The 25,286-nt window shown below is 60.6% G+C and carries 17 protein-coding genes; 4 read left to right on the forward strand and 13 right to left on the reverse strand.

The annotated features are described in order from the left end of the window. The first annotated feature begins 307 nt into the window (after nucleotides 1-307). Nucleotides 308-2,428, forward strand: coding sequence for a transglycosylase domain-containing protein (locus ACHZCU_RS06855; protein ID WP_319519757.1), 2,121 nt, complete (start codon nucleotides 308-310; stop codon nucleotides 2,426-2,428). Nucleotides 2,429-2,446: 18 nt separating this feature from the next. Here the strand turns inward: ACHZCU_RS06855 and ACHZCU_RS06860 are convergent, their stop codons facing one another. From ACHZCU_RS06860 to ACHZCU_RS06895, 8 genes are all read right to left on the reverse strand, one after another. Then, nucleotides 2,447-4,237 (reverse strand): glycosyltransferase, encoded by a 1,791-nt coding sequence (locus ACHZCU_RS06860; protein WP_319518174.1) that lies wholly within the window; start codon nucleotides 4,235-4,237, stop codon nucleotides 2,447-2,449. Nucleotides 4,238-4,453: 216 nt separating this feature from the next. Next, a complete protein-coding gene (locus ACHZCU_RS06865) occupies nucleotides 4,454-6,712 on the reverse strand; it encodes a glycoside hydrolase family 2 TIM barrel-domain containing protein (protein ID WP_319518175.1) in 2,259 nt (752 codons plus the stop codon). A 67-nt stretch (nucleotides 6,713-6,779) separates the two neighbouring features. Further along, the gene (locus ACHZCU_RS06870; protein ID WP_319518176.1) at nucleotides 6,780-7,109 is read right to left on the reverse strand and encodes a cupin domain-containing protein; all 330 of its coding nucleotides are present in this window, start codon (nucleotides 7,107-7,109) and stop codon (nucleotides 6,780-6,782) included. Between the two features lie 32 nt (nucleotides 7,110-7,141). Then, nucleotides 7,142-9,082, reverse strand: a complete 1,941-nt coding sequence (locus ACHZCU_RS06875; RefSeq protein ID WP_319518177.1) for a heparinase II/III family protein — start codon at nucleotides 9,080-9,082, stop codon at nucleotides 7,142-7,144. 74 nt (nucleotides 9,083-9,156) lie between these two features. Beyond that, a complete protein-coding gene (locus ACHZCU_RS06880) occupies nucleotides 9,157-10,251 on the reverse strand; it encodes a sn-glycerol-3-phosphate ABC transporter ATP-binding protein UgpC (protein ID WP_319518178.1) in 1,095 nt (364 codons plus the stop codon). Nucleotides 10,252-10,273: 22 nt separating this feature from the next. Further along, nucleotides 10,274-11,113, reverse strand: coding sequence for a carbohydrate ABC transporter permease (locus ACHZCU_RS06885; protein ID WP_319518179.1), 840 nt, complete (start codon nucleotides 11,111-11,113; stop codon nucleotides 10,274-10,276). 10 nt (nucleotides 11,114-11,123) lie between these two features. Next, on the reverse strand, nucleotides 11,124-12,005 hold the full coding sequence (locus ACHZCU_RS06890; protein ID WP_106307218.1) for a carbohydrate ABC transporter permease: 882 nt from the start codon (nucleotides 12,003-12,005) through the stop codon (nucleotides 11,124-11,126). A 163-nt stretch (nucleotides 12,006-12,168) separates the two neighbouring features. Next, entirely contained in the window at nucleotides 12,169-13,458 is a 1,290-nt protein-coding gene (locus tag ACHZCU_RS06895; protein ID WP_319518180.1) for a sugar ABC transporter substrate-binding protein, read from the reverse strand. A gap of 302 nt (nucleotides 13,459-13,760) precedes the next feature. Here ACHZCU_RS06895 and ACHZCU_RS06900 point away from each other — a divergent pair, with 302 nt between their 5' ends. After that, a complete protein-coding gene (locus ACHZCU_RS06900) occupies nucleotides 13,761-14,777 on the forward strand; it encodes a LacI family DNA-binding transcriptional regulator (RefSeq protein ID WP_319518181.1) in 1,017 nt (338 codons plus the stop codon). 43 nt (nucleotides 14,778-14,820) lie between these two features. Here ACHZCU_RS06900 and fhuB read toward each other — a convergent pair whose 3' ends face one another. The 3 genes from fhuB to ACHZCU_RS06915 are packed head-to-tail and all read right to left on the reverse strand — an operon-like array spanning nucleotide 14,821 to nucleotide 18,468. Further along, nucleotides 14,821-16,794: a Fe(3+)-hydroxamate ABC transporter permease FhuB gene (gene fhuB / locus ACHZCU_RS06905; protein WP_319518182.1), complete on the reverse strand. Its 1,974-nt coding sequence runs from the start codon at nucleotides 16,792-16,794 to the stop codon at nucleotides 14,821-14,823. After that, nucleotides 16,791-17,696 (reverse strand): iron-siderophore ABC transporter substrate-binding protein, encoded by a 906-nt coding sequence (locus ACHZCU_RS06910; protein WP_319518183.1) that lies wholly within the window; start codon nucleotides 17,694-17,696, stop codon nucleotides 16,791-16,793. Before ACHZCU_RS06910 ends, fhuB begins: the two co-directional genes overlap by 4 nt. Further along, on the reverse strand, nucleotides 17,686-18,468 hold the full coding sequence (locus ACHZCU_RS06915) for an ATP-binding cassette domain-containing protein (RefSeq protein ID WP_319518184.1): 783 nt from the start codon (nucleotides 18,466-18,468) through the stop codon (nucleotides 17,686-17,688). The genes ACHZCU_RS06910 and ACHZCU_RS06915 overlap by 11 nt, the downstream gene beginning before the upstream one ends. A 138-nt stretch (nucleotides 18,469-18,606) precedes the next feature. Between ACHZCU_RS06915 and ACHZCU_RS06920 the strand changes: the two genes are divergently transcribed. Together ACHZCU_RS06920 and ACHZCU_RS06925 are read left to right on the forward strand one after the other, a co-directional pair. Continuing rightward, nucleotides 18,607-19,509: an AraC family transcriptional regulator gene (locus ACHZCU_RS06920; protein ID WP_319518185.1), complete on the forward strand. Its 903-nt coding sequence runs from the start codon at nucleotides 18,607-18,609 to the stop codon at nucleotides 19,507-19,509. A gap of 117 nt (nucleotides 19,510-19,626) precedes the next feature. Further along, nucleotides 19,627-21,807 (forward strand): TonB-dependent siderophore receptor, encoded by a 2,181-nt coding sequence (locus tag ACHZCU_RS06925; RefSeq protein WP_319518186.1) that lies wholly within the window; start codon nucleotides 19,627-19,629, stop codon nucleotides 21,805-21,807. A 323-nt stretch (nucleotides 21,808-22,130) separates the two neighbouring features. Here the strand turns inward: ACHZCU_RS06925 and ACHZCU_RS06930 are convergent, their stop codons facing one another. Together ACHZCU_RS06930 and fdhF are read right to left on the reverse strand one after the other, a co-directional pair. Next, a complete protein-coding gene (locus tag ACHZCU_RS06930; protein WP_319518187.1) occupies nucleotides 22,131-22,355 on the reverse strand; it encodes a formate dehydrogenase subunit delta in 225 nt (74 codons plus the stop codon). Between the two features lie 53 nt (nucleotides 22,356-22,408). Next, nucleotides 22,409-25,282 (reverse strand): formate dehydrogenase subunit alpha, encoded by a 2,874-nt coding sequence (gene fdhF / locus ACHZCU_RS06935; RefSeq protein WP_319518188.1) that lies wholly within the window; start codon nucleotides 25,280-25,282, stop codon nucleotides 22,409-22,411. Nucleotides 25,283-25,286: the final 4 nt, after the last annotated feature.

The raw sequence follows: 25,286 nt of genomic DNA on the forward strand, positions 1-25,286 counted from the left end.
AACGTCCCAATGCCGTGCCTTATGCGAAATGTGTTTGGATGCTCGGGTCAAGCCCGAGCATGACTCCGAGTGATGGGCATGAGTCCGACCATGTCGCCTGTATGAAGAAAGATTGGAACGGTCCCCGGAATATATGACCTGGACAATCGTCTCATCTTTTCGAGACGGGGTCTTCGTTCATCCCCCGTTAACCCTGAAGCCGGTTATCTCCGGCTTCGGGGCGGCGGACACGTTCGCGTCTTAATACCACCTTAAAGACGCCCCGCTAGACTTGATGACGATAACGGAAGGTGCCGGCCGCATCGCCATGGCGAAGAAAAAGAACAATCGCAAAAGAACAGAACCCACCCTCTTCGGCATGGGCGGCGGGGGAAGCCCCGCGCCTGCCCGAAAGAAAAAGGGCAAGAAGAAAAAAAAGGCACAGGCCCGTTCGTCCAATCCGCTGTTCAGGCTTCTGCGCTTCATCTTCTACTGGGGCATGGTGGCCGCCGTCTGGGGCGCGATCGCCGTTGTCGGCATCATCATCTATTATGGCGCCAAACTGCCGCCGGTCGATGAATGGGCGGTTCCCGATCGTGCGCCGAACGTCAAGATCGTCGCCACCGACGGCTCGCTGATCGCCAATCGCGGTGCCACCGGCGGCGAAGCGCTGTCGATCGACGAAATGTCGCCCTATATCCCGATGGCCGTGGTCGCCATCGAGGACCGGCGCTTCTATTCCCATTTCGGCGTCGATCCCATCGGCATCACCCGCGCGATGATCACCAATGTTGCCCATGGCGGCATGGTGCAGGGCGGCTCGACGCTGACCCAGCAACTGGCCAAGAATGTGCTGCTCTCCCACGCCCGCACGCTGGAACGCAAGGTGCAGGAAGCGCTGATGGCGCTGTGGCTGGAGCACAAATATACCAAGGACCAGATCCTCGCGATGTATCTGAACCGGGTCTATTTCGGGTCCGGCGCCTATGGCGTGGAAGCAGCCTCGCAACGTTATTTCAACAAGTCCGCGCGCGACGTGACGCTGGGCGAAGCCGCCCTTCTGGCCGGCCTTCTGAAAGCCCCTTCACGGCTCTCGCCTGCCCGCGACCCCGAAGCGGCCGAAGCCCGCGCGCAGGTGGTGCTCGGCGCGATGCATGACCAGAACATGATCGATGACAGCGACATGGCAACCGCCATGGCGCGTGAACCGACGCGCGCACCAAGCTACTGGTCGGGCGCGGAAAATTATGTTGCCGACATGGTGATGCAGCGTCTCAAACCGATTGTCGGCGAGGTTGACACCGATATCGTCGTCCACACCACCATCGACCCCGGTCTTGAGCGGAACGCCGAGCAAAGCCTTCAGGCCGCACTTGATGCCAACGGCCGGAAGGACCGTGTGGAACAGGGCGCACTGGTTGCCGTTGACGCGACCGGCGCCGTCAGGGCGCTCGTCGGCGGGCGCGACTATTCCAAGAGCCAGTTCAACCGCGCCGTGACCGCCAAACGCCAGCCGGGTTCGGCCTTCAAGCCGTTCGTCTACGCCACGGCGCTTGAAATCGGCGACCGGCCGGGTTCGGTCCGCAATGACGCGCCGATCACCATCGACAACTGGACCCCGGAAAACTACGAAAAGACCTATTCCGGCCCGATGACGCTGACGAAGGCGCTGGCCCATTCGGTCAACACCATCGCCGCCCAGCTTGTGATGGAGGCAAGCCCCGGACAGGTGGTCAGCCTTGCCCACCGGCTCGGCATCACCTCCGACATCACCGCCAATGCCTCGCTTGCGCTTGGAACCTCGGAAGTCTCGCTCATCGAGCTGACGGGTGCCTATACCGCCTTCATGAATGGCGGTTTCAAGGCGACGCCCTATGTGATCGAGCGGGTTGAAACCACCGGCGGACAGCGGCTTTATCAGGTCGATCACGCCAACCCGCCGCGCGTGCTCTCCCCGCAGATTGCCGCCAACATGAACGGCATGCTGATGCGGGTAGTGACCGAGGGCACCGGCGGTGCGGCGCAAATCCCGGGCTGGCAGGTCGCCGGCAAGACCGGCACCACGCAATCGTCCCGCGACGCGCTGTTCGTTGGTTTCACCGCCAACCTGACCACCGGTGTGTGGGTCGGCAATGACGACAATTCACCGATGAAGAATGTGACCGGCGGCAAGCTTCCGGCCAATATCTGGCACGATTTCATGGCAAAGGCCCATCACGGCCTCAAACCGCAACCGCTTTACGGCGGCGGCAGGCTGATCGACCCGCGGCCGAAATCCGCACCGGCCGCGCCGGATAACGGCGAGCCGAAAACGCTCGTCGAACTGCTCGGGCGTCTCGGCAAGGGCGACAAAAACACCGCCACGCCGCCCGCCAATGTCGGCGATGCCCAACCCCAGCCCGCCGAGCGCAAACGCGGCGGCATCCTGCAGTTTCTGGGCGGCGGCTGAAGCGGAACCACCTGGAAATCAGGATGCCCGAAGGTGCCTTTCGAAGCGCCGATCGGACGCCCTCAACCAGCGCCGCACCCGCTGGACCAGCCTGCGTTTCAGCTTGTGTGCTGAACCTTCGGCCCAAGGCGTCTCATTGCGGTAATCCCAGTAGAGTTCCGTGAAAGGATGGGTGCATTTGGTATGCCAGGGTTTCTTGGCATCGGTAAAATGCACGATTGCCGGTGCCCGGGCCGCCTCAAGGGCCTCCGCTTCACTATAGGCCGGCTCCAGCGGATTGGAGCGATAGATGCGCGTTCCGGCATTCCAGCAAAGCGGTAACAGCTTGGTATCGTTGCAGAACAGAATGTTGAGGATGTCCTGATCCTGCGAGATGATGAAGGGTCCCTGCGCGCGGAAAATCGCGAGGATTTCATCTGTGAGTTCCATTTCCCGGAAGCGGGCGATATCGAACACCATGATCCCGGCATTGAAATAGCGATGCGCCGCATCCAGGCGAAGGCGGCGCGCCTGATGCAGGCCGGCATCGTCCGGCGCGCCCGCGACGGGATGCCCCTCAAGATCGATCGCCCATAGCCTTTCCAGCGGTTCGACAACAACGGTGTCTGCATCGAGGTAGATCGCCTTTTCGACGTCTGCCGGCAGGTAGTCCTGCATCACCAACCGATAATAGGTGGCTATCGAAATGTAATCGCGATTAAGCGGCAGCCAGCGCAGGTCCCTGTCATCGATATCGATGAAGCCGAGACGCCCGCCCGCCCCTTTCACCAGCTCCTCGAGCTTCGCACGGTTTGTCTGCGAAATACTGTGTCCGTTCAGCACGAAAAACCGCAGCTGCGACGGTACCGCGCTTGTTTTCAGCGCCGAAAGCATGGTCACGGCGGCGTGCGGGACGTAATTGTCGTCAACCGCAAGCACAATATTGATATCGCCCCGAGCGGATGCGTCGTCCTGCACCGGTCCGGCGCCCTGATCGCGTCTGGATCGCGCCTTTGAAAGCACCTGATCCGGCGAAACGGGAGGGCGCGGCCGCACGCCCGTCGCCAGCGGCAATTCCCGAACCTTCGCTTCATGCACGGATTTGGCATAGGCAACATAGGCGCAGGTCAGGTATTCCGACAGAAATCCGCCGACGCGCTGCTGGAAGGCATCATAGCCGGATACATCGATGCGCTGCTGTGCCGTCTCCAGCGTATCGATCAGGAAATCGGCATATTCTAGAAAGAACGGTTTGCGCATCACCGAAATGGAATCGGGAAAGATCCGCCTGCCGGTCAGGACCTGCACCAGATAGGGATAAATCTGCGGGGCACGCGCCTTGACGATCCCCTCAACCAGGGTCAGGTCGGCGGCATGATGCTGGTGGGCGAAGAAATCCGACGCCGTCATGACGATGTCGGGCAGCCCTGAAAGATGAAGCGGACGCATGGGCGGCGTCAGGATATCGGCGCCCCGACAGGCCTTTTCGATCAGATCATCGCGCCAGCCATATTTGACATATTCAGCGGCGGTAACCTCGCCAAATGACAGGCCGCGCGGTTTCTTTTCGGCAAATGCGAGCAGCCTGCGAGACTGCATCAGGCCATAATGTTCCGCATCCACATTGTGCCGCATCCAGTAGAGCGCGGTCAGTCCGTTCCAGAAAACGGCCTCGCTTGAATTGTTGCGACCGGTGTCATCGCCAAGCGCGCCTTCGATCGCAGGTCCGCCAAGCGCCCGTCCGGTCTGGATCGGATTGAGATATCCGGTTTTCACCAGCGGAGCCGGCTCGGAATAGACAACCGAAATGAAAATTTCCCTGGAGATCATGCCGTGTTTGCCGTGGTTTCAACGAATCTGCTACCCGGTCACGACAAGACTCGGTTGTCCGTGACAAGCCTGCATGCCTCGGCAGTGTAGTCGCACACAACTATAGATGGCAAATTCTGTGTGCAGCACGAAAACTCCGATACGGATATCGGCGACATGTTCCCCGTCAGAATCAGGACGAGTGGCGGCCACGTACACACTGAAGCACGGCCAGAATTAAACAGATGGCGCGTCGGCAGCGACAGCTTCCAGGGCAATGCTGGTTTTACCCAGTGCTTCCGCCTCAACCGTGGCCGTGATCTTTCCCGTACCGGTGACATTCAGCCAGAATCCGGCGGCGCCGCCATTGAGAGAGAAAAGCGAAGGTCCCGCGAGTTTCGCCGGCCCTTCGATGCGAACCGAGACCGGTTCGAACAGAAACGGAAGCTTGTTGCCGACCTGATCGAGCACCCGGATCATCACCCGCACACAGTCTCCGTTGGCAACGCTGGTGCTATCGGGCGTGACGGAAAGCGCTTGAGGAAGCGGGTCCGACACGTAGCGCACCGTCTTCAGGACCTTGCCATCGACATAACCGGTGAAGGAAACGTTCTGCCAGCCCATGCCCCAGTGCCCGAACTCCGCGCCGGGGTAATCTTCCCGCCGTATGATCACGGGGGCGTGGGGAAGATGGGGATAGGTATTGCGATCCGGCCGGAAACGGCGTGGCGCAAAGCCTTCAAAATCCAGTTCGACCTCATCGCAATTGGTCAGGATGATCAGCGGCAGAACGCCGCCGTGATTGCGTTCACCGCGGGTCCAGTAGGTCACCGGTTTCAGGACGACATCCTCGTCCGGATCGCACTGGCTGGCATAGACATAGGCCGCAAATTTCGGCTCCCGATACATATCCATCACGCCGTGATGACAAATCCGGTCACCGGAACCGAAATCCTTGTGCGTATTATAGTCAAACGCGCACCACCCGATCGCGCCGGCTATTTCGGGATCGCCATAGGCGGCATCCAGAACATCCAGATGCCGGGTCACATGCTCTGCCTGTCTCTGTTCCTGATCATAGACCTTTGTCGGGAACATATGGCCGTTATATTCTGTCACGAGATAGGGCACCGGATGGGCAAGACCGGTCACTTCCCGACGCGGACGCAATGCCGTGCGGGGCCGCTGGCCGTCGATTTCCTCCATATTGAGGATGAAATCGTTCATCGCATAAACATCTTCCAGCAATTCGCTGTCCGTGATGCAGCGCACCCCGGTCGTCGGCCGCGTCTGATCCAGCGCGTGGGCAACCCGGTTGGTCTCGGCATAGAAATCATGCACATCGCGGGATTCATTGATCCTGACCCCCCAGATCACGATTGACGGATGGTTCCAGTCACGCCGGATCATGCTGCGCACATTGGCAATCGATGCAGCCTGCCAGGATTCGTCGCCCACATGCTGCCAGCCCGGAATTTCCTCGAAGACAAGCAGGCCGATTTCATCACAGCGGTCGAGAAACCATTTCGACTGCGGATAGTGAGAGGTTCGAACGATATTGAGTTTCAATTCGTGCCTGAGGATGTCCGCATCCCGGATCTGGGCCGCACGGCCAAGTGCATAGCCGATATGGGGGAATGACTGATGCCGGTTGAGACCGCGCAACTTGAGATGCCGGCCGTTCAGGAAAAACCCTTCCGGCGTGAATTCAACGGACCTGAAACCGAAACGCACGCGCATTTCATCTTCACCGCTGTCGGTGACCATCTTCAACGCAATTGTATAGAGGACGGGATTTTCGACATCCCAGAGGGCGATGCCGGAAAGTCCATCGAGAGAAAGCGCCACCCTGTCGCCCGCAACAGGCTGAGACGTCGTTGCGACAACATCACCGGATGCGGTCAAAAGTTGCGCTTCAATGTGCCCACCGGCAAGGGAGAGATTGTCGGGATTGGCGATCTCGACGGCGAGGCAGGCGCGCTTGCGGTCTTCCAGAACATCCGGCGTTTCCACCTTGCAGCCGGCAATCGCAATCCGGGGTTTCACCTGCAGCCAGACATCCCGGTAGATGCCGGCATAGGTCAGATAGTCGACGCGCGCGCCAAATGGCGGAATAGCCGGATTTTCCGTCCCGTCGACCTTCACCGTGAGAAGATTTTCCCCCTCGCGCAGCAGGCCGGACAGGGAAACCTCAAACGGCGTGTAGCCATCGGCATGGGCTGCAACCTCCACACCATTCAGATAGACAACACTGTCGGCCATCGCGCCGTCGAAAATCAGGGAGACCGCCTGCCCTTCCCAGTCCGGCTCCGCGATGAAGCGCTTCTGATAGGTGAAGGCCTTCCAGTAGGATTTTTCGTCAAGATAGGAGAACGGCAGATCGACGGCGTTATGCGGCAGCGTCACGGCCTGCCCATCCTGAGGCCGCCCCGCAGAAGCCGGATCGAAACCGGGATGGAATATCCAGTTCTGATTGAAGGAAACGGTTTTACGCATCAAAATGCCTCACGGGGAATACAAAGCATGACGTCGCAAGGACGTCGGATGGCCGGGCCGGGACTGTTCAGGACGGCTTGATGAAATCCTCACGCATCGGCACGAACGTGTCGAGCAACCTGCCGGCCTTCAGGCACCGGCAGCCATGTGGCACATCGGGGGCCTTGTAGAGCAAGTCGCCCGCTTTCACGACCCGGATTTCATCGCCAATGGTGAATTCGAATTCACCTGACAGCACATAGGTGAACTGCTCATGATAGTGGTGGTGAAGCGGGCCGATGGCGCCTTCTTCAAACGAAACCTCAACCGACATGCCGTTTTCGCTGTAGGCGAGGATCTTGCGGCTCACGCCGTCGCCCAGGTCCTCGACATCAACCGCATCGCTGTAAACAAACATGTTTTTCTCCAGTCAGCCTTTTGAGCCGTTGATCATTGAACCTTGATTTTCAGACCGAAACTGGCTCTGGCGAGATCATCGGCTTCGAAAAGAATTCGGAAGACACGTGAACCCCAGACTTCCAGATGGCGCGGGTCTGTGATTTCAATCGGCTCCACACCCTTGATGCGCAGATTGTCCGGCGCGACGACGAGCGTTCGCTTTTCGCCTGCAATGAGGCATGATCCGTCCTCCTGAACGGCGATCTCCCGGTCGGAGACGTGCAGAGGCAGTTCAAACGCTCTCAGGTCCTCACGCAGCGATATGTCGTCGTTGATCCGGATTTCAGCGGTCTCGTGGCTGAATATGATCTCGCGCTGGATGCGCACGGCACCGGGCGTCTTGAAATAGGCCGGGCTGGCATCAAGGCTGAGAATACTCGAGGTGCCATCGCGCTCATAGATGACATCGCGCGCCGCGGCCCCCTCGCCTGCATATTGCAGCTGCCCGTTGATTGAGGGAACATTGTGCCCTTTCGAGCTGATGTGCCACATATCATAGCGCGTTTCGGTAAAGGTGGAGCGCGAATAGGCGCCCTGCCCGAGGTCGATGATCATCGGCTCGCCGTCAAGATAGACACTGAAATGCCCGACATCATTGTGCGAATGATGGTTGACCTCCGGATCATTGCTCCCGGCAATCGCACCGAGCATCAGGCCTGTGCCGGGCCGTTCATCGGAGCGGGCGATCATCATCTGCATATCGGCCAGCCAAACGCTTTTTTCGCAGATCCGCGGCGCCGCATTGCGGTTTTCCGGGGTCCAGAACAAGAGCCGCGTCAGGTGGACGAGAAACTGGCGGGCATAATCGTTCCGGCCTCGGGCTCTGCCCGGATTGGCGCGTTTGCGCGCAGCCAGCCGGTCGATATCGTCGCTGACAAGGCTTGCAAGCTGCTCGGAGCCGATCAGCCCGGCATAGCGGCTCAGAAGTCCCTGATCGAGGTCCAGTTTCAGGCTGCCGTCGGCAAAGTTGACGAACAGATCTCCGCCGATATTGAGCGGCAGGATATGTTCGCCGAAATGACGGAATTTCTCGTTTTCCCGCACCTTCAGGTCAATGCCGAAACGGTCTTCGACAAGGCTTACAAAACCGGCAAGACGCCCCGCGCTGACAACCCAGTAGCCCGGCCCTTCGATGCAGGCGCCCGATGGTTCGATCGTGTCAAAGAAGCGCTGCATGGGCACCATAAGCTTCAGCGCGAGGCTGACAAGGCGCTGCTCGTCCTCAACCGTGTAGCAGGCGGCGAGCAACAGGTTATGCGCGCACCACGCCGTCCAGTTGTTGCGCCCGAGATACCAGCCATAAAGCTTCGGACCTTCCAGAAGCTGCAGCGTGCGCCGGTCGATTTCACCGTGAATGCGATGATAGAGAGAAGGCACGGTTTCCAGCAATGAATGCTTCAGCAGATAGCAGGTTTCGGCCAGCGTCGCGGCGGTCTCGCAGGCAAACAGATCAAGATAATCGTCACCCGGCACCGGCAGCGGATCGTCTTCCTTCCAGGGATTGGCCTGCTTGAACATCACCATATCGTGCTGGCCGGCGAAATTATGCGCCGGCACACACCAGCTGATCTCGCCGAGGATTTCCCAGAGATAGTCGATGATCTTCGGAAGATAGGTTCCCTTTGCCGTGAGGCATTCCGCGATAACCAGGTGAGAGAGCTCATACCGGCGGCGAAAGTAGTTTTCCTCGTAGAAAACCCGGTCGCCATTGGTCATGAAATTCATATACATGGTGCCGGTCAGGGGATCGACCTGCTCGTCCAGCAGCGTATCGGCAACCGCGATGATCGCCTCGACCGGGATTTCGAGGTCCGGGTCCTCGGCCGCGGCTTTCCACCGGTCCCGCTCCTCGATACCGGGGAAGGGTTTCCAGTCTTTGTTTTTTTGCAGCCCTTCGAGGAGCCGTTCGATTTTCATCGCGTCTTTGAACATTTCAATTTTCCCGTTCGGGCATGCGCATGCGACCGTGAAGCCACCGGCGCGTCATTTCAGAATTTGCTGAAGCTTCAGCTGTCTTCTCTGCGCCGGATTCGCTTTCCGCTTTCGGCATCGAAGACACGCACCTTGGAAAGATCAGGAATAATCGTTACGGCCTGGCCTGTTTCCAGCGGGCGCTGTTCCTTGAAGGCCGTGGTAATGCGATAGCCTTCCGCATCCGACATGATGACCATGTCTGAACCGGTGTTTTCGATAGAGTGGATCGTGGCGGAGATGCCATTGTCCTGATGCCCCGCGACGATACTGACATGCTCGGGGCGGATGCCGTAGCGGATCGCCTGCCCCTCACGGCAGTCATGGCCGACCCCCAGCGAAAGCAGGGTGCCGTCGGCCAGCCGTGCGGCGGCCTCGCCGTGCCCGCCTTCCACATGCGCATCGATCAGATTGATCGACGGGGTGCCCAGGAAGCTGGCCACGAAGGTGTTCACCGGATCATCATAAAGCGTCAGCGGTGGTCCGGCCTGCTCGACCCGGCCCTCCCGAAGGACGACGATCTTCTGTCCCAGCGTCATGGCCTCGACCTGATCGTGGGTGACGTAGACCGATGTCGTACCGAGACGGCGATGCAGGTCGGCGATTTCACCGCGCACCTGCACGCGCAGTTTTGCATCGAGGTTCGACAGCGGCTCATCGAACAGGAAGACCGACGGATCGCGAACGATGGCGCGGCCCATGGACACGCGCTGACGCTGACCGCCGGAAAGCGCTTTCGGCAGGCGCTGAAGCAGTGGCTCAAGCTCAAGCATCTGGGCGGTCTGGCGAACCTTTTCGGCGATCTGCGCTTTCGGCATGCCCGCAAGTTTCAGGGCAAAACCCATATTCTCGGCAACGGTCATCTGCGGATAAAGCGCATAGGTCTGGAACACCATGGCAATATCCCGCTGCTTGGGCGGCAGGTCGGTCACGTCCTTGTTGTCGATCCGAACCGTGCCGCTTGTGACGTCCTCAAGCCCGGCAATGATCCGCAGCAAGGTCGATTTCCCCGACCCTGACGGACCGATCAGAACACAGAACTCCCCCTCTTCGATATCCAGTGACACATCATGGATCACGTCGACTGCGCCGAAGGACTTGTTGACATTATGAAGGCTTACTGAACCCATTTTTCTCACCTGAACCTTTCACTTAGCCCTTGACCGCGCCGGACATGAGCCCGCGGTTGAACTGTTTCTGAAGCAGGAGGTAGACAACGATGCAGGGCACCGTGGCGATAACCGTGACGGCGATAAAGATGTTCTGCTGCATGATCTCGTCGACGCGCAGCGAGCGCAGAACAACGGGCATGGTATAAAGATTGCGGTCGTCAACGGCGATCAGCGGCAGCAGATACTGATCCCAGATCATCAGGAACCCGAAGATGGTTGCCGTTCCCAGCGCCGGCTTGACCAGCGGCAGGACAACGCGCCAGAAAATCTGAAGCTCATTGGCCCCGTCGACACGTGCGGCATCCTCGAGATCGCGCGGGATCGCCTTCATGAACTCCGTCAGAAGGAAGACCGAGAACGCCCAGCCGACAACCGGCAGGATCATCGCCGCATAGGTATTGTAGATGGACGTATGCAGGATCGGCAGTTTGGCGTGCAGGATCAGGTAGAGCGGGATCGCAATCACCTCATCCGGCAGCATCATCGTCGAAAGGATTGCCAGGCTGACAATGGCGGCACCACGGAACTTCTTGCGCGCCAGGGCATAGGCGGCCAGCGCGCTGACGATGGTCTGCAGCGCAGTCGCGATCACGACCACGAACAGGGAGTTGAACAGGTAGATCCAGACCCTCACCTCCGTCCAGGCATAGATGAAGTGATCGAGCGTCGGCTGGCTAGGCCACAGGACCAGCTGCCCCGGCTGAACGGTGTTCTTCGTAAACGCCGTGGCCACGATCCCCCAGAAAGGTCCGCAGAACACGATGAGCAGCAAGGCATAGACCAGACCACGGGCGATACGTTGCGGGATTGTCATTTTCATTGGTGAACCCTCACGTCCGGTCAATGCGGTTCTTCACGGTGACATGCACGATCGTCAGGCACACGGTGAAGGCGAACAGCAGGAAGGAAACGGCGGATGCGTAGCCATAGTCGAAGCGTTCAAAACCGGTTTTGAAGATATTGGTCATGATCACTTCGGTCGCGCCGGCGGGGCCGCCACCGGTTGTCGTGTAAATCTCGGTGAAGACGCGGAAACCACGGATGAGAGACAGCATGATCACAACGGAAAAGGCGGGCACGAGACCGGGGATCGTGACGTGCCAGAGCTTGCGCAATGGGCTTGCGCCATCAACATCGGCAGCATCGTAAAGCTCGCGGTTGATGCCTGCGAGACCGGCGATGAAGATCACCATATTGTAAGGCACGTTCTTCCATATCTGCAGCAATATGACGACGAACAGCGCCTGATCCGGATTTGACATGAACCCCTGCGGCGCCACGCCGAAAACGCCGAGCATCTGGTTCACGACACCCGTTGTGCCCGGATAGAACAGGATGCGCCAGATTTCGGCGAGAACGGCAATCGATGTCACGGCCGGGAAGAAGATCGCGGTACGGATCAGCCGGATATGCCGGGCCTGACCTTCCAGCGCCATCGCAACGGCAAAGGCGAGCACGCCGCCGGCAATGGTCGTGACAACGACATAGACAAGCGTGTTCAGCGTTGCCGCATGCAGCGCACTATCGGAAAAAGCGCGTTCGAAATTGGCCAGTCCGACCCACTGATCGGCGCCGATAAACTTCACCTTGTAAAAGCTCATGATCAGCCCCCTGACAATGGGGACGAACTTGAACCAGGTAAAGACGATCAGGGCCGGGGCCAGAAACAGCCAGGGCACGATCCATCTGAGGTTTTTGGAATGAAGCCGCATATGCTCCTCCGCTTGACGCCGGAAAAACCGGTCAGCGCCAGACGATGCGCCGGCACCTGAAATTGCGAAACTGTGACGGTAGTGAATTCAGCCGGCCACCGACCGGTCGTCCGGCGCCGCGCCGCAGGGGAGGCAACGGCGCGGCGCCGGACCAGAGCAGACCTTACTTGGCGAGGACGCCCTGCAGGTCGAGTTCCGCGTTGATGACCTCATCGGTGTTTTCAAGGCCAGCCATGATGTCGGAATCACAGCTCGAAAGCACCTGGTTGAGACCATCGGCAGCGGCCTGGCGGATCGGCTTCCAGTTCGGCACGCTCGGGAAATAGCGTGCGGAAGAAGCGTAGAGATCGGCATAGGTCGCCCATGCCGGATCGGGCTGAACCTCTTTGGTATCCACGTTCTTGTTGACCGAAAGGCGGACAATGGCATTGTCGCCGGTGCCGGCAGCCATACCGGTTTCCTGCCCCTTTTCGGAGATCAGATATTCGATGAACTGCTTGGCCTCGTCCTCGTGGTCCGTGGTGACCATCACGAATGCCGCTTCGCCCTCGGCAAGCTCTGCCTGCCCGGCAGGCCCGGCCGGCGGCGCCACAACCTCGAACTTGTCGCGGCCCGGCTCACGGACGAATGCCGCGATATGATAGGGACCCGAGCGATAGATACCCGCCTGACCGGAAGAAAACACAGGCGTCGCATCACCGGTGGTGGATGTGATCGCCGCCGGCTGGGCATAACCTTCGCAGATCATCTTGCGGGCAAAGCCGACGGCTTCCTCGACCTCGGGCGTTGCCATGGATGAGACATAGCCATCGCCCTCAGGCTGAAGAAACTGACCACCCGCCTGCCAGATCAGATCGGACATGAACCAGGAGGCATAACCGCGCGTGCTCGAAAGCGGCATGACATAGCCGTAGGTGTCATCGGCGCCGTTGCCATCCGGGTCTTCTTCGGTAAAGGCCTTGGCGAGGTTATAAAGTTCGTCCCAGTTTTGCGGCACGTCATAACCAAGTTTTTCGCGCCAGTCCTTGCGGATGAAAACCGCGAACGCCTGCGCCGAGGTCGGAACGCCGTAGTAATTGCCGTCGGGCGCATGAACGCTGTTCCAGGCCACATCATAAAGCTGATCGCCGCCGGTGATCGATTCCCGGTCGATCTGCTTGACGATGCCCATGTCCTGAAGCTGCCCCATGGACGTTGCATCGTTGATGATCAGATCCGGGAGGCTTCCGCCTGCCGCTGCCCGCGCGAGGCGCGTTTCAAAATCGATATTGGCCAGAAACAGATCGACATCGACGCCCGTTTCAGCCGTAAAGCCATCGATGATGCGCTCGATCGTGGGGCGTTCGGCATCGCCGTAGCGCATCCAGACTTCCAGTGAATCGGCGGCATGGGCTGCCGAAGCGAGTGTTGTGCTTGCCAGCGCGAGGACTGCAAGCGCTCCTGTTTTCTTCATGGGAAACCTCCTCAAAGTTTTCATATCCCTGCACGCCTCCCGGACATTGCCTGAAGCGTATCCACGGCAGGTCTGCTCTGATGAGCATGGCGGGACTATACGCACAGTTTTTCGAGCGAATCAAGAAAACGTTTAACTAAAATTTTCGCGTGATATAAATTGCCCGTAATGCTATAATGAATGCAAAATCGACCTGAGATAGCGTATTTTTCGCCAATTTGAGCGCGCCCTGCCTCTGAAGGTGAATGCAAAGCCGCTTCATTCTCAAAGAAATGTGAAAACTAGGAAAGCGTTTATCTCGCATGGGCCGCCAGAAAAGACCGACAATACGCGATGTTGCCGAAAAGGCCGGCGTATCCATTGCAACCGTTTCCAAATATGTGAACAGGCAGCAATCTTTCTCTCAGGCCGTGGAAGACAAGCTGCGCAGCGCAATACAGGATCTGGGCTACAGCCAGAATCCGCTCGCCCGCTCGATGGTGACCGGCCGGACAACGGCAATCGGGCTTGCCGTCATGGATATCGCCAATCCGCACTACGCCAATGTCGTCAAAGGCGCCAATCGCGTCGCACTGGAAAACGGCTACAACCTTCTTGTCGTGGATATGGAGGAAAGCATTTCGGCAGCCCGGCCGCTGCTTGCCGCCCTTTCCCCGCGCACCGACGGACTGATTGTCAGCGCGCGCGTTCCCCAGGATGTCGCCGACTGGTTGGCCGAACTCGACAAGCCGGTTGCCTTCCTCGGCCAGCCCGAACGCGATGACGTCACGACGGTTGGGACAGACAGCGTTCAGGTTGCATCCCTGCTGGCGCAGTTCCTCGTTCGGCAGGGGTTCAGCAAATTCGGCTATGTCGGCTATTCACGCGCGGCCTGGAACGTTGAACGCCTGCGGGGCCTCAGGGAGGTTTTAGAGCCGGCCGGCCTGGAATTGCAGGTCTTTGATGTTGAAGAACCCACAAGCGAGGCCGGGGAAAGAGCGGCAGCGCGGGTTCTGCTGTGCCAGGATCGACCGGACGTCATCATCGGCTGCAACGACCTTGTCGCGATCGGCCTGATGAGTGAGGCGCGCGCGCTCGGCTTCAATGTGCCCGAAGACATCGCCTTCGCCGGCATCGATAACATTCCGACAAGCCGATACGTCACACCGCCGCTGACAACCGTGGACGTCTGCAGCCAGATGACAGGCGAGGTCGTGATGAAACAGATGATGGCGATGATCGAAGACAAGCCCTGCCCCGAAGGCCTGGCCCCGGAACCGGCCTTGATCATCCGCGATTCGACCCGGCGCACGGTCAAATCAAAGCAATTGGCAAAATAGGCTTTCCCGGCATGCCGAGCGCTATTGCGGTATGGCGCGCCTTCTACACGCCTCTTGCCCGCCCGCGCATCAACATCACAAGAAACGGTGCGCCGATGAGCGAGGCGGCAAGGCCGGCCGGGATTTCGTAGGGAAAGATCACGATGCGGCCGGCCCAGTCGGCAAGCGTCATCAGTCCGCCGCCCAGAAGCGCCGCGCCGATGATCGTGTCGGCGGGCCGCCTGAGGCCGAGAAGGCGCGCGGCGTGCGGTGCCATCAGCCCGACGAAGCTGAGCGGTCCGACGCAAAGCGTCGCGGCGGCACTCATCACCCCGGCAAGAAGCAGCAGCACGCTGCGCGCCCGCGTCACGTCGACGCCGCGCGCTGCGGCCACGGCATCGCCGAGCGGCAGGAAGACAAGCCAGCGCCGGAAGAGCAGCGCAAGCGGCAGGATGAGAGCAAGGACAAGTGCGGCAAGGCCAACCAGCGGAAAGTTGGCGCTATAGGTCGATCCGCTCAGCCAGCGCATCAGAAACAGCGCGCGCGGATCGCCGCTTGCGCCGAGAAAGCCGATCACGGCGTCGGCCAGCGCCGTCAAGGCAATGCCGCCAAGCAGGACGCGCTCCGGCGCCAGTCCGGAACGCACCGCAAGCAGGAAGATGACGGCGATGACGGCAAGCGCGCCGGCGGCGGCCGTTGCGAACTGCGCGGCAAGCGGCAGCGTCGCAAAGATCAGCACGCCGGCCGTCACGCCAAGCGTTGCACCGGCGCCGATGCCGAGGATTTCGGGACTGGCCATCTCGTTGCCTGTCAGCCGCTGCAGGATGACGCCGGCAACCGCCAGCATCGCGCCTGCAAGAAAGGCCACCAGTATCCGCGGCGCGCGTAACGGCGCGATAGCTGCAAAGAGATCGGGCGTCAGGACGGTGAAGGCGCCCGTTCCGTTGCGGCCAATGAACAGGGCGAGGGCGACAATCATGAGGCTGATGATGGCGGAAAGGCCAAGCCTGGTGCGCGCGCCGGGCTCGGCACGCAACGCGGCCTCGGGCCGGCGATGGCGGATCTTGAGGCGTGACAACAGCGCAATCAGAAGCGGCGCGCCAAAGACGGCGGTGACCGCGCCGGTCGGCACAAGCCCGCCACCGCCTTGCGAAAACCACGCAACCGCATTGTCTGTGAGGAAAAGCAGTGCCGCCCCGATGACGGCGGACCAGATCAGGATTTCGACGGGGCGCCGCGCGCCGGTCAGGCGGGCGAGCGTGGGGGCGACGAGACCGACAAAGCCGACAACGCCGACCGCGCTGGTGACGATCGCGGCAAACGCCACGGCAACCGCCATCGCCGCAAGACGCAGGAAATTGATACTGACGCCGAGCGATTTCGCACCCGCATCTCCAAGGTCGATCAACGTCAGCGGGCGGATCAGAAGGGCGGTGAGACCCGAAAGCACCGCGAACTTGACGGCAAGAACGAGCGGAACCTGCCAGCTCTGCTGGGCGAGCGAGCCCGCACCCCAGATGAAGAGACCGGCCAGATAGCGCTCGTTCAGGAGCAGAAGCACAGCCGAAAGCGCGCCGCACCACAGACCGACGATGAGGCCGGCAATCACCAGCGCAATCGGGGAGAAATTCTGTCGCGCGCCGATCACCAGCACGAGACCGGCAGCCGCCGCAGAGCCTGCAAGCGCAACGAGGTCGCGGCCGAAACCGAGGAGCGCCGGGGCAAACAGCATGGCAAGCGCCAGTGCCAACCCGCCGCCTGCGGACACGCCGAGCGTTGTCGGCGAGGCAAGCGGATTGCGCAGAACCTGCTGGAAGATGGCGCCGGAAAGCGCAAGGGCCGCGCCGCAGACAAGTGCGGTGGCCATGCGAGGCAGGATGGCGTTCCAGAGCACCATCCGGCCGATATCGTAGCTGCCCCCGACAACGCTTTCTACCGGGCTTTCTGCCGGCGCCGCAATCAGCCAGATGGCAATCGCCATGCCGAGACCACCGAGAAGAAGGCTGATGCCCGCCGGTCCGAACTGTGCCCTGCTCATGCCCGCGCCTCCATGGCCTCGGTCAGGAGCGTTGCAAAGCGGACGGCTTCGTTGACCATGCCGAACAGCAGTACGGGCGGAAGCACGACGCGCCGCTCAGGCGCGGCAAAGGGCAGCGCGCGCCAGAGCGGGCTATGCTCAAGGCGCGGAAGAATATCGTCGGCCAGCGGCTCGACGATGACGAGCCGGGTCGAAGGGTCGCCTATGCGTGCAAGATCGGCGACGGAGACGGTCTCATAGCCCCAGTAATTGGCTTCTCCCTGCCAGGCATTGGCAAGGCCGAGCCGGCTCAGGACGGCGTCATAAAGCCCCGGACTGGAATAGACCCGGACATGGCGCTCATCGAGAAAGGAGATGACAGCGACGGGCGGCAAGGCACGTTTTTCGAGCCGTTCGGCGCAATCGTCGAAGATTGCCTCGGCCTTTTCAAGGAAACTCTCCGCTTCGCCCGCGCGGTCAACGGTCTTGCCAAGAAGGCGCGTCGCGGCTGCGGCATTTTCCAGAACCGGCCCGCCCGAGGGTCCGTAGACATCAAGGCTGAGAACCGGGGCATAGGGCTCAAGCCGTGGCGTCAGATGGGAGAGGAACGGCGTCGTCAGGATCAGGTCGGGCTTCAGTCCGGCGAGCACTTCGAAGCTGATTTCCCATGAGGAGCCGAGATCGGCGACGCCTTCCGGCATGGCCGGCGCGCCGACCCATTGCGCCCAGCCGTCAAGCGAGGCAACGGCTGCTGGTGTCACGCCGAGGGCAAGCAGTGTCGAAGCGCCGGCATAGTCGAGGCAGGCAATCGTTCGCGACGTTGCCGCCCGCGACGAAAACGCCGGCGCCAGCATGGTGGCCGGCAGCAGGGACAGGAGCGTGCGGCGCCTGATGATTGCGCGGCGCTTCGGTTCAGCGGACATAGGCAAGCGGCACAGACTGGCTCGGATGGGGCAGGACATCCATCTCGACGCCATAAATCTGGCGCAGCGTATCGCGATTGAGGAAAACGGATGGCGCGCCGTCGGCCACAAGCCGTCCCGCTTTCAGCGCATAGAGATGATCGGAAAACCTGGCCGCCATGTTGATGTCGTGCAGGACGATGATCACCGACAGGCCGTTTTCGTGCGAAAGTTTCCTGATGAGGCTCAGCACCTCGATCTGATGGGCGATGTCGAGCGCGGATGTCGGCTCGTCGAGCAGGAGACAGCGGCTATCCTGGGCAATCAACATGGCGATCCAGGCGCGCTGGCGTTCTCCGCCGGAAAGCGTGTCGACCATCCGCTCCGCCATTGCGGCAAGCCCGGCCATAACAAGCGCCGCCTCCACCTTGTTGCGGTCCGTCTCGCTGAAGCGGCCAATGGCGCCATGCCAGGGGTAGCGGCCGCAGGCCACCAGCTCGCGCACCGTCATGCCGGTGGCGCCGCCTGTATCCTGGGCAAGATAGGCGACGCTGCGGGCGAAATCGCGCGCTGCAATCGCCTCCACCGGCCCGCCGTCAAAGAGAACGCGCCCGGCCGACGGGTTTTGCTGACGCGCGAGAAGCTTCAGCAATGTCGACTTTCCGGACCCGTTGTGGCCGACCAGTGCTGAAACCGAACCTTTTGGAAAACGGATGGAGATGTCCGAAAGCAGCGGCCTGTCTTCGACAGAAAACGACAGGTTTTCGGTTTGAAAACCGGCATCTTGCGTCATTTGGGGCGTTAAACTGGCGGCAAAGTCCATCGGATCATCCTGAAACCAGGGCGGGCGGCTTGAAGCTTCCATAATAAAGATGATATTTACTTTCAAGTTTTTTACGTGACGCATCTGGCAACGTTGGATAGTTCTTCGGTGAAACACTTTCCGCGGATGGAAATCGATATTGAGGGATTTTCCGTTGTCGGCAGCCGGCATCATCGTTTTGGCGGCGATCTGGTCGCCGACCTCTGGGATGTCGATTGCAGCGCGATGGCGGGTGGCTATTACGTCAGCCGTGACCCGCGCATCTTCGTTCTGCTTGAAACGCGGTCCGGCCCGCAAGGGGCCTTCACCATGTCGGAAATCGGTGGGCGCAAACTGCCGGATTGCGGCGTGCGCGCCCTGCATTTCATCCCCGCCGGCATGGAGATGCAGACCGAGCTGACCGCAGTACAAGGACTGCGCCACCTCGACCTTCACTTTGATGCCGGGACGCTGAGCCGCAGGCTGGGCAGTCGTTTTGACACGGCCGCGCTGAGCGAGCCGCGCTTCATGCTGAACGATGAACGGCTGATCCAGATTGCCGGCCTTCTGGCTGCCGAACTTGCCGCGGAAAACCCGCTGCACGATCTCTATGGCGACGGGCTCATCAACGCGCTCCTGGTCGGCCTTCTCGGCGTGCCGCCGGATGAGCCGCGACCGCGCAGCAAGCTTGCCGACTGGCAGGTCCGACAGGTGACAGGACACATCGCCGCCCATTCCGCCCGGCGCATTCCGCTGGAGGAGCTGGCAGGTCTGATCGGACTTTCTGCTTCCTATTTCAGCCACGCGTTCAAGGCGAGCACCGGCCTTTCACCCCAGCAATGGCAGATGAACCACCGGATCGAGCGCATCAAGGATGAACTCAGAAATCCGACCATCCCGATCACGACGATTGCCGTTCAGGCCGGCTTCGCCGACACCGCACACTTCTCGCGCAGTTTCCGCCGCGTGACCGGCATGACGCCTTCCCGCTGGCGGGCGGCCAACGGCGTCGCCCCTGCGGCGGCGACCTGACCGCGCCACATTTTGAACCAAATCCGTTCTACTGCGAGCCGATTTGTGCAAGCGCCGGCCTTATACCTGAGTTAATGACTCACATTAATTCTCCGCAACACCGTACCGGCAGCGATCATGTCCCGAGTTTACCTTTCCGCCCGTCCCGTCTTCCTGCTCAAAACCAGTGCCGCCCTGGCTCTACTGGCAACGGCCGTTCCGGCCCTTGCGCAGGATGCGGTCACTGTGCTGGAACCCGTCGACGTCACAGTTGACGGCGGTGATGGAACCGGCCCGGTCGACGGCTATGTCGCGCGCGAAACGCGGACCGGTTCCAAGAACGATACGCCGATTGCCGCGATACCGCAGTTCGTTTCGGTCATCGGGCGCGATGAACTGGACGACCGCGGCGCAAATGCCAAGGTCGATGAAACGCTGCGCTATACCGCCGGCGTGTTCGCCCAGCCCTTCGGCGCCGATCAGGATACGGACTGGATCTATGTGCGCGGCTTCGATGCAAGCCAGACCGGCATGTATCTCGACGGCCTGAACCTGTGGTCCTACGGTTTCGGCGGTTTCCAGATCGATTCGACATTCCTGGAGCGCGTGGAAGTGCTGCAGGGCCCGGCCTCAGTGCTTTACGGCGGCTCCAATCCGGGTGGCATCGTCAATCTGGTATCGAAGCGACCGCAGCCGGAGAACTTCACCTACAGCGAAATCGGCATCAACAATTTCGGCAATGCCTATCTCGACCTCGATACCAACGGTACGACCGAAGACAACGGCATTTCCTGGCGCTTTACCGGCAAGGTCTCCGGCGGCGACCAATATGCCGACCAGTCGGAGGACTTTCGCGGCGTTCTGATGCCGCAGATCACATGGTCTGCGGATGATCAGACCGCGCTCAACATCTACGCCTATTATTCCTCGCTCGACCAGAACACCGGTTCGAACGGCTTCCTGCCCTATTACGGCACGGTCGAGCCGCAATATTTCGGCCGTATCCCGCGCGATGCCAATTACGGCGAGCCATCCACGGATGAAGGCCTGATCCAGCAGATGCTGGTCGGCTACGAATTCGAGCATACCTTCGACAGCGACTGGACCTTCACATCGAATGCGCGTTACGGCCATGTCATGCGCAAGGAAAACCAGCCTTATCCCTATGGCTACTATGATCCGGCGACAGGCACCGGCTTTCTGACAAAGCCTGCCGCCGATGGCGCCTATCTGACCCGCCTTGGCTTCAACCACAAGACCACGGTCGACAGCTTTGCCGCCGACAACCGCCTGAACGGCAATGTCACCACCGGCATGTTCGATCACGACATCCTTGTCGGCCTGGACTACAGATATTACCAGCTCGACAGTGTGCAGGCATCATCGACCGCTACGCCGATCAGCGTCATCGACCCGGTTCATGGCGTGCCGCAGCCGGCCAACAGCGTCTATCTCGATCAGACGCTGACCCAGCAGCAGCTCGGCATCTACGCGCAGGACCAGATCCGTTTCGGCGGCGGCTTCATCGCCACCCTGAACGGCCGCTACGATTATGTGCACACCGATCTCGACGATCACCTCGGCAGTGTTTCCTACCGCTCGAACGACAACGCCGTCTCCGGCCGCGCGGGCCTGGCTTACGAATTCGAAAACGGCATCACGCCCTATGTCAGCGCCTCGACCTTCTTCAATCCATTGATCGGCAACAGCATCGATGGGCCGCTCGAGCCGGAAGATGGCTATCAGGTGGAAGGCGGGCTGAAGTACCAGCCGTTTGCCTTTGACGGCCTGTTCACCGCCTCGGTCTTCCACATCACCAAGAACAACTGGACGGTCACAGACCCGCTGACCTTCCTCGACAGCCAGGTCGGCCAGGTCGATGCCGATGGCGTCGAATTCGAGGGCAAGGTCAATCTCAATGACGACTGGAAGCTGCTCGGTTCGTTCACCTGGCAGAGCCAGGAGATCAAGGACCATGCCGACCCGTCGCTGATCGGCAACGAGCCCTACCTGGTCCCGAATGTGACGGCTGCAGCATGGCTGACCTACACCGTGCCGGAGGGCGCGCTTGAAGGCCTCAGCCTTGGCGGCGGCATTCGCTTCGAGGGCGAAAGCTGGGCCGACATGGCCAACACCGAAAAGGTGCCAGCTTCAACGGTCTTCGATCTCAACGTTTCTTATGAGAGGAATGACTGGACCGCCGCAATCAACGTCGTCAACCTGTTCGACAAGGAATATGTCGCCGGTTGCCAGGGGCTGAACGTCTGCGGCTACGGCCAGAGCCGCACCATCACGGCAAGCCTCGGCAAGAAGTGGTAGACCATCCTTGGTGCCGACAGCTGCGCTCTCCGTCAGCAGGTTTCTGCAAAACACCTCGCCATTGCGATGAGAACGCCAACGCCTGAAATCGGGTCAGGATTGCGAGAGCCCGGTGGGCATAGGTGGGCAGAACCTTAACGCAGGAAATGGAGGCGTTTCGTCACACCGCATCCGGCCCCTTCCCCCACCGATGCAGCAGCCCCCGGCAGGCGAGGAGACATCTAGCTTCGAGGCAGGCCCGCGTGAGCGTTGGCCTCCAGTCTCACACAAGCCATTGAAAACATTCTATGTGTCGCGCAGATGCAGGTAATGCGGCAGCGCGCTCAGCCGTGCTTGACCACCGGACGGATGCGGTCGCCGGCTTCTATCACCAGCGGATCGAAACCACTGTCGGGGTTTTCCAGCATCTCGAAAAGCTGGATGCGCATGCGCGGCTCCCAGAATTTGCTGATGTGGTCGGCCACGCCTGCAACCGCTTCCTCATGCGGGCGGGTGCGAAAAAAGGCCGCGATCTGGTTTGCCATATAGGTGAGCTTTTCAGGTGCCATTTGCCATGTCCTCCACAAGACATCTCCGCCATGTTTGCCGGCGGCAGACCATTTTATTCCGCCGCCTCGACCCGCCGGGCCTGTCTTGAAAAGCTCTCATATTCTTCCTGCCAGTCCGTCGGTCCGTTGGACGGCGAAACCTGAACCGCCGTCACCTTGTATTCCGGGCAGTTCGTCGCCCAGTCGGAGAAATCCGTGGTGATGACATTGGCCTGCGTGGCCGGGTGGTGGAAGGTGGTATAGACGACGCCCGGCGACACCCGGTCGGTGATCTTCGCCCTGAGGCTGGTTTCGCCGGACCGGCTCTGCAGCTTCACCCAGTCGCCCTCTTTCACGCCGCGAAGCTCGGCGTCATGCGGATGGATTTCAAGAACGTCCTCCTCGTGCCAGACGACATTTTCCGTCCGCCGCGTCTGCGCGCCGACATTATACTGGCTGAGGATACGCCCGGTGGTCAAAAGCAGCGGGAAGCGCGGGCCGGTCTTCTCATCCGTCGCCACATAATCGGTGCGGATGAAGCGCCCCTTGCCGCGCACGAAACCGTCGACATGCATGATCGGCGTGCCTTCCGGCGTCTTGTCATTGCAGGGCCACTGCACCGAGCCTTCTTCGTCCAAGAGTTCATAGGTGACATTGGCAAAGCTCGGCGTGGTCGCGGCGATTTCCGCCATGATCTCGGCGGGATGCGTGTAATTCCAGTTGCCGCCCATCGCATTGGCAAGCAGCTGCGTCACCTCCCAGTCGGCATAACCGGCCTTCGGCGACATCACCCTGCGTACCCGGTTGATGCGCCGTTCGGCATTGGTGAAGGTGCCGTCCTTTTCCAAGAAGGTCGAACCCGGCAGGAAGACATGGGCGTAATTCGCCGTTTCGTTCAGGAAGATGTCATGGACGATGACGCATTCCATCGCCGCCAGACCGGCGGAAACATGCTTTGTATCGGGGTCGGACTGCAGAATGTCCTCGCCCTGGCAGTAAAGCCCCTTGAAGGTGCCATCGACGGCGGCGTCCAGCATGTTGGGAATGCGCAAGCCCGGCTCATCCTGGATCGGAACGCCCCAGGCCTTTTCAAAGATATCGCGGACATCCGCGTTGTTGACGTGACGATAGCCCGGCAGTTCGTGCGGGAAGGAGCCCATGTCGCAGGAGCCCTGCACATTGTTCTGGCCGCGCAGCGGGTTCACGCCGACGCCGCGGCGACCGATATTGCCGGTCATCATCGCAAGATTGGCAAGGCCGATGACGGTGGTTGACCCTTGCGAATGTTCGGTAACGCCAAGGCCGTAATAAATCGCCGCATTGCCGCCTTTCGCATAAAGCCGTGCGGCCTTGCGAACCGCGTCAGCCGGCACGCCGGTCAGCGCCTCGACGGTTTCCGGGCTGTTGGCGGGTTCGGCGGCAAAGGCCGCGTAATCCTGAAACTCGTCCCAGTCGCAGCGCTCGCGGATAAAGGCCTCGTCATAAAGCCCCTCGGTGACGATCACATGCGCAAGCGCGGTGACGACGGCGACATTGGTGCCCGGGCGCAGCGCCAGATGATGGCTTGCCGCGACATGCGGCGTCCGGACCAGATCGATGCGGCGCGGGTCGATGACGATGAGTTTGGCCCCCTGCCGCAACCGCTTTTTCAGCCGCGAGGCGAACACCGGATGTCCGTCGGTTGGGTTGGCGCCGATGACAAGCGCGACATCGACATCTTCGACGCTGTCGAAATCCTGCGTTCCCGCCGAGGTGCCGAAGGTCTGGCCGAGGCCGTAGCCGGTTGGCGAATGGCAGACACGGGCGCAGGTATCGGTATTGTTGTTGCCGAAAACGGCGCGGGCAAGCTTCTGCACCAGAAAGGTCTCTTCATTGGTGCAGCGCGACGAGGTGATCACGCCGATCGAATCCTGTCCGTAATTCGCCTGAAGCCGGCGCAGCCGGGACGCGGCGAAGCCGAGCGCCTCCTCCCACGAAACCTCGCGCCAGGGGTCGGTGATCTTTTCGCGGATCATCGGGTTCAGGACACGGTCCTTGTGGCTGGCATAGCCATAGGCAAAACGCCCCTTGACACAGGAGTGCCCGTGATTGGCCTTGCCATCCTTGTAGGGCACCATGCGCACCAGTTCCTCGCCGCGCATCTCCGCCTTGAACGAACAGCCAACGCCGCAATAGGCGCAGGTGGTGACGACGGAATGTTCAGGCTGGCCGATATCGTAAATCGATTTTTCCTGCAGCGTTGCCGTCGGGCAGGCCTGAACGCAGGCGCCGCAGGACACGCATTCGGAGCCGAGAAAATCGTCGCCGAAACTGCCGGGCGACACGCGGGATTCGAAACCGCGCCCTTCAATCGTCAGCGCGAACGTGCCCTGCACTTCCTCGCAGGCGCGCACGCAGCGCGAGCAGACGATGCATTTCGACGGGTCGTAGGTGAAATAGGGGTTGCTCTCGTCCTTCGGCAGGTAGCGGGCGTTCACCTCGCCAACGCCGTCGCGCGTCTTCACATGGTTGCCGCCGTCATAGCCGTAGCGCACATCGCGCAGGCCCACGGCGCCGGCCATATCCTGCAATTCGCAATCGCCATTGGCAGCACAGGTCAGGCAATCGAGCGGATGGTCGGAGATATAAAGCTCCATCACCCCGCGGCGCAGCGTCTTCAGCTTGTCGGTCTGTGTCGAAACCACCATGCCATCGGCAACCGGCGTGGTGCAGGAGGCGGGCGTGCCGCGCCGTCCCTCGATCTCCACCAGGCAGAGCCGGCAGGAGCCGAAGGCGTCGACCATGTCGGTCGAGCACAGCTTGGGGATGGCGATCCCTGTTTCCATGGCCGCACGCATCACCGATGTTCCCGCAGGAACCGTGACGTCGAAGCCGTCGATTTTCAGGCTAACCGTCTCTTCCGATTTCGAAGCCGGTGTGCCGTAATCTATTTCCTTGATCAGGGACATATCA

It is taken from the genome of uncultured Martelella sp. (genome assembly GCF_963677965.2).
In the GTDB taxonomy this organism is placed as follows: domain Bacteria; phylum Pseudomonadota; class Alphaproteobacteria; order Rhizobiales; family Rhizobiaceae; genus Martelella; species Martelella mangrovi.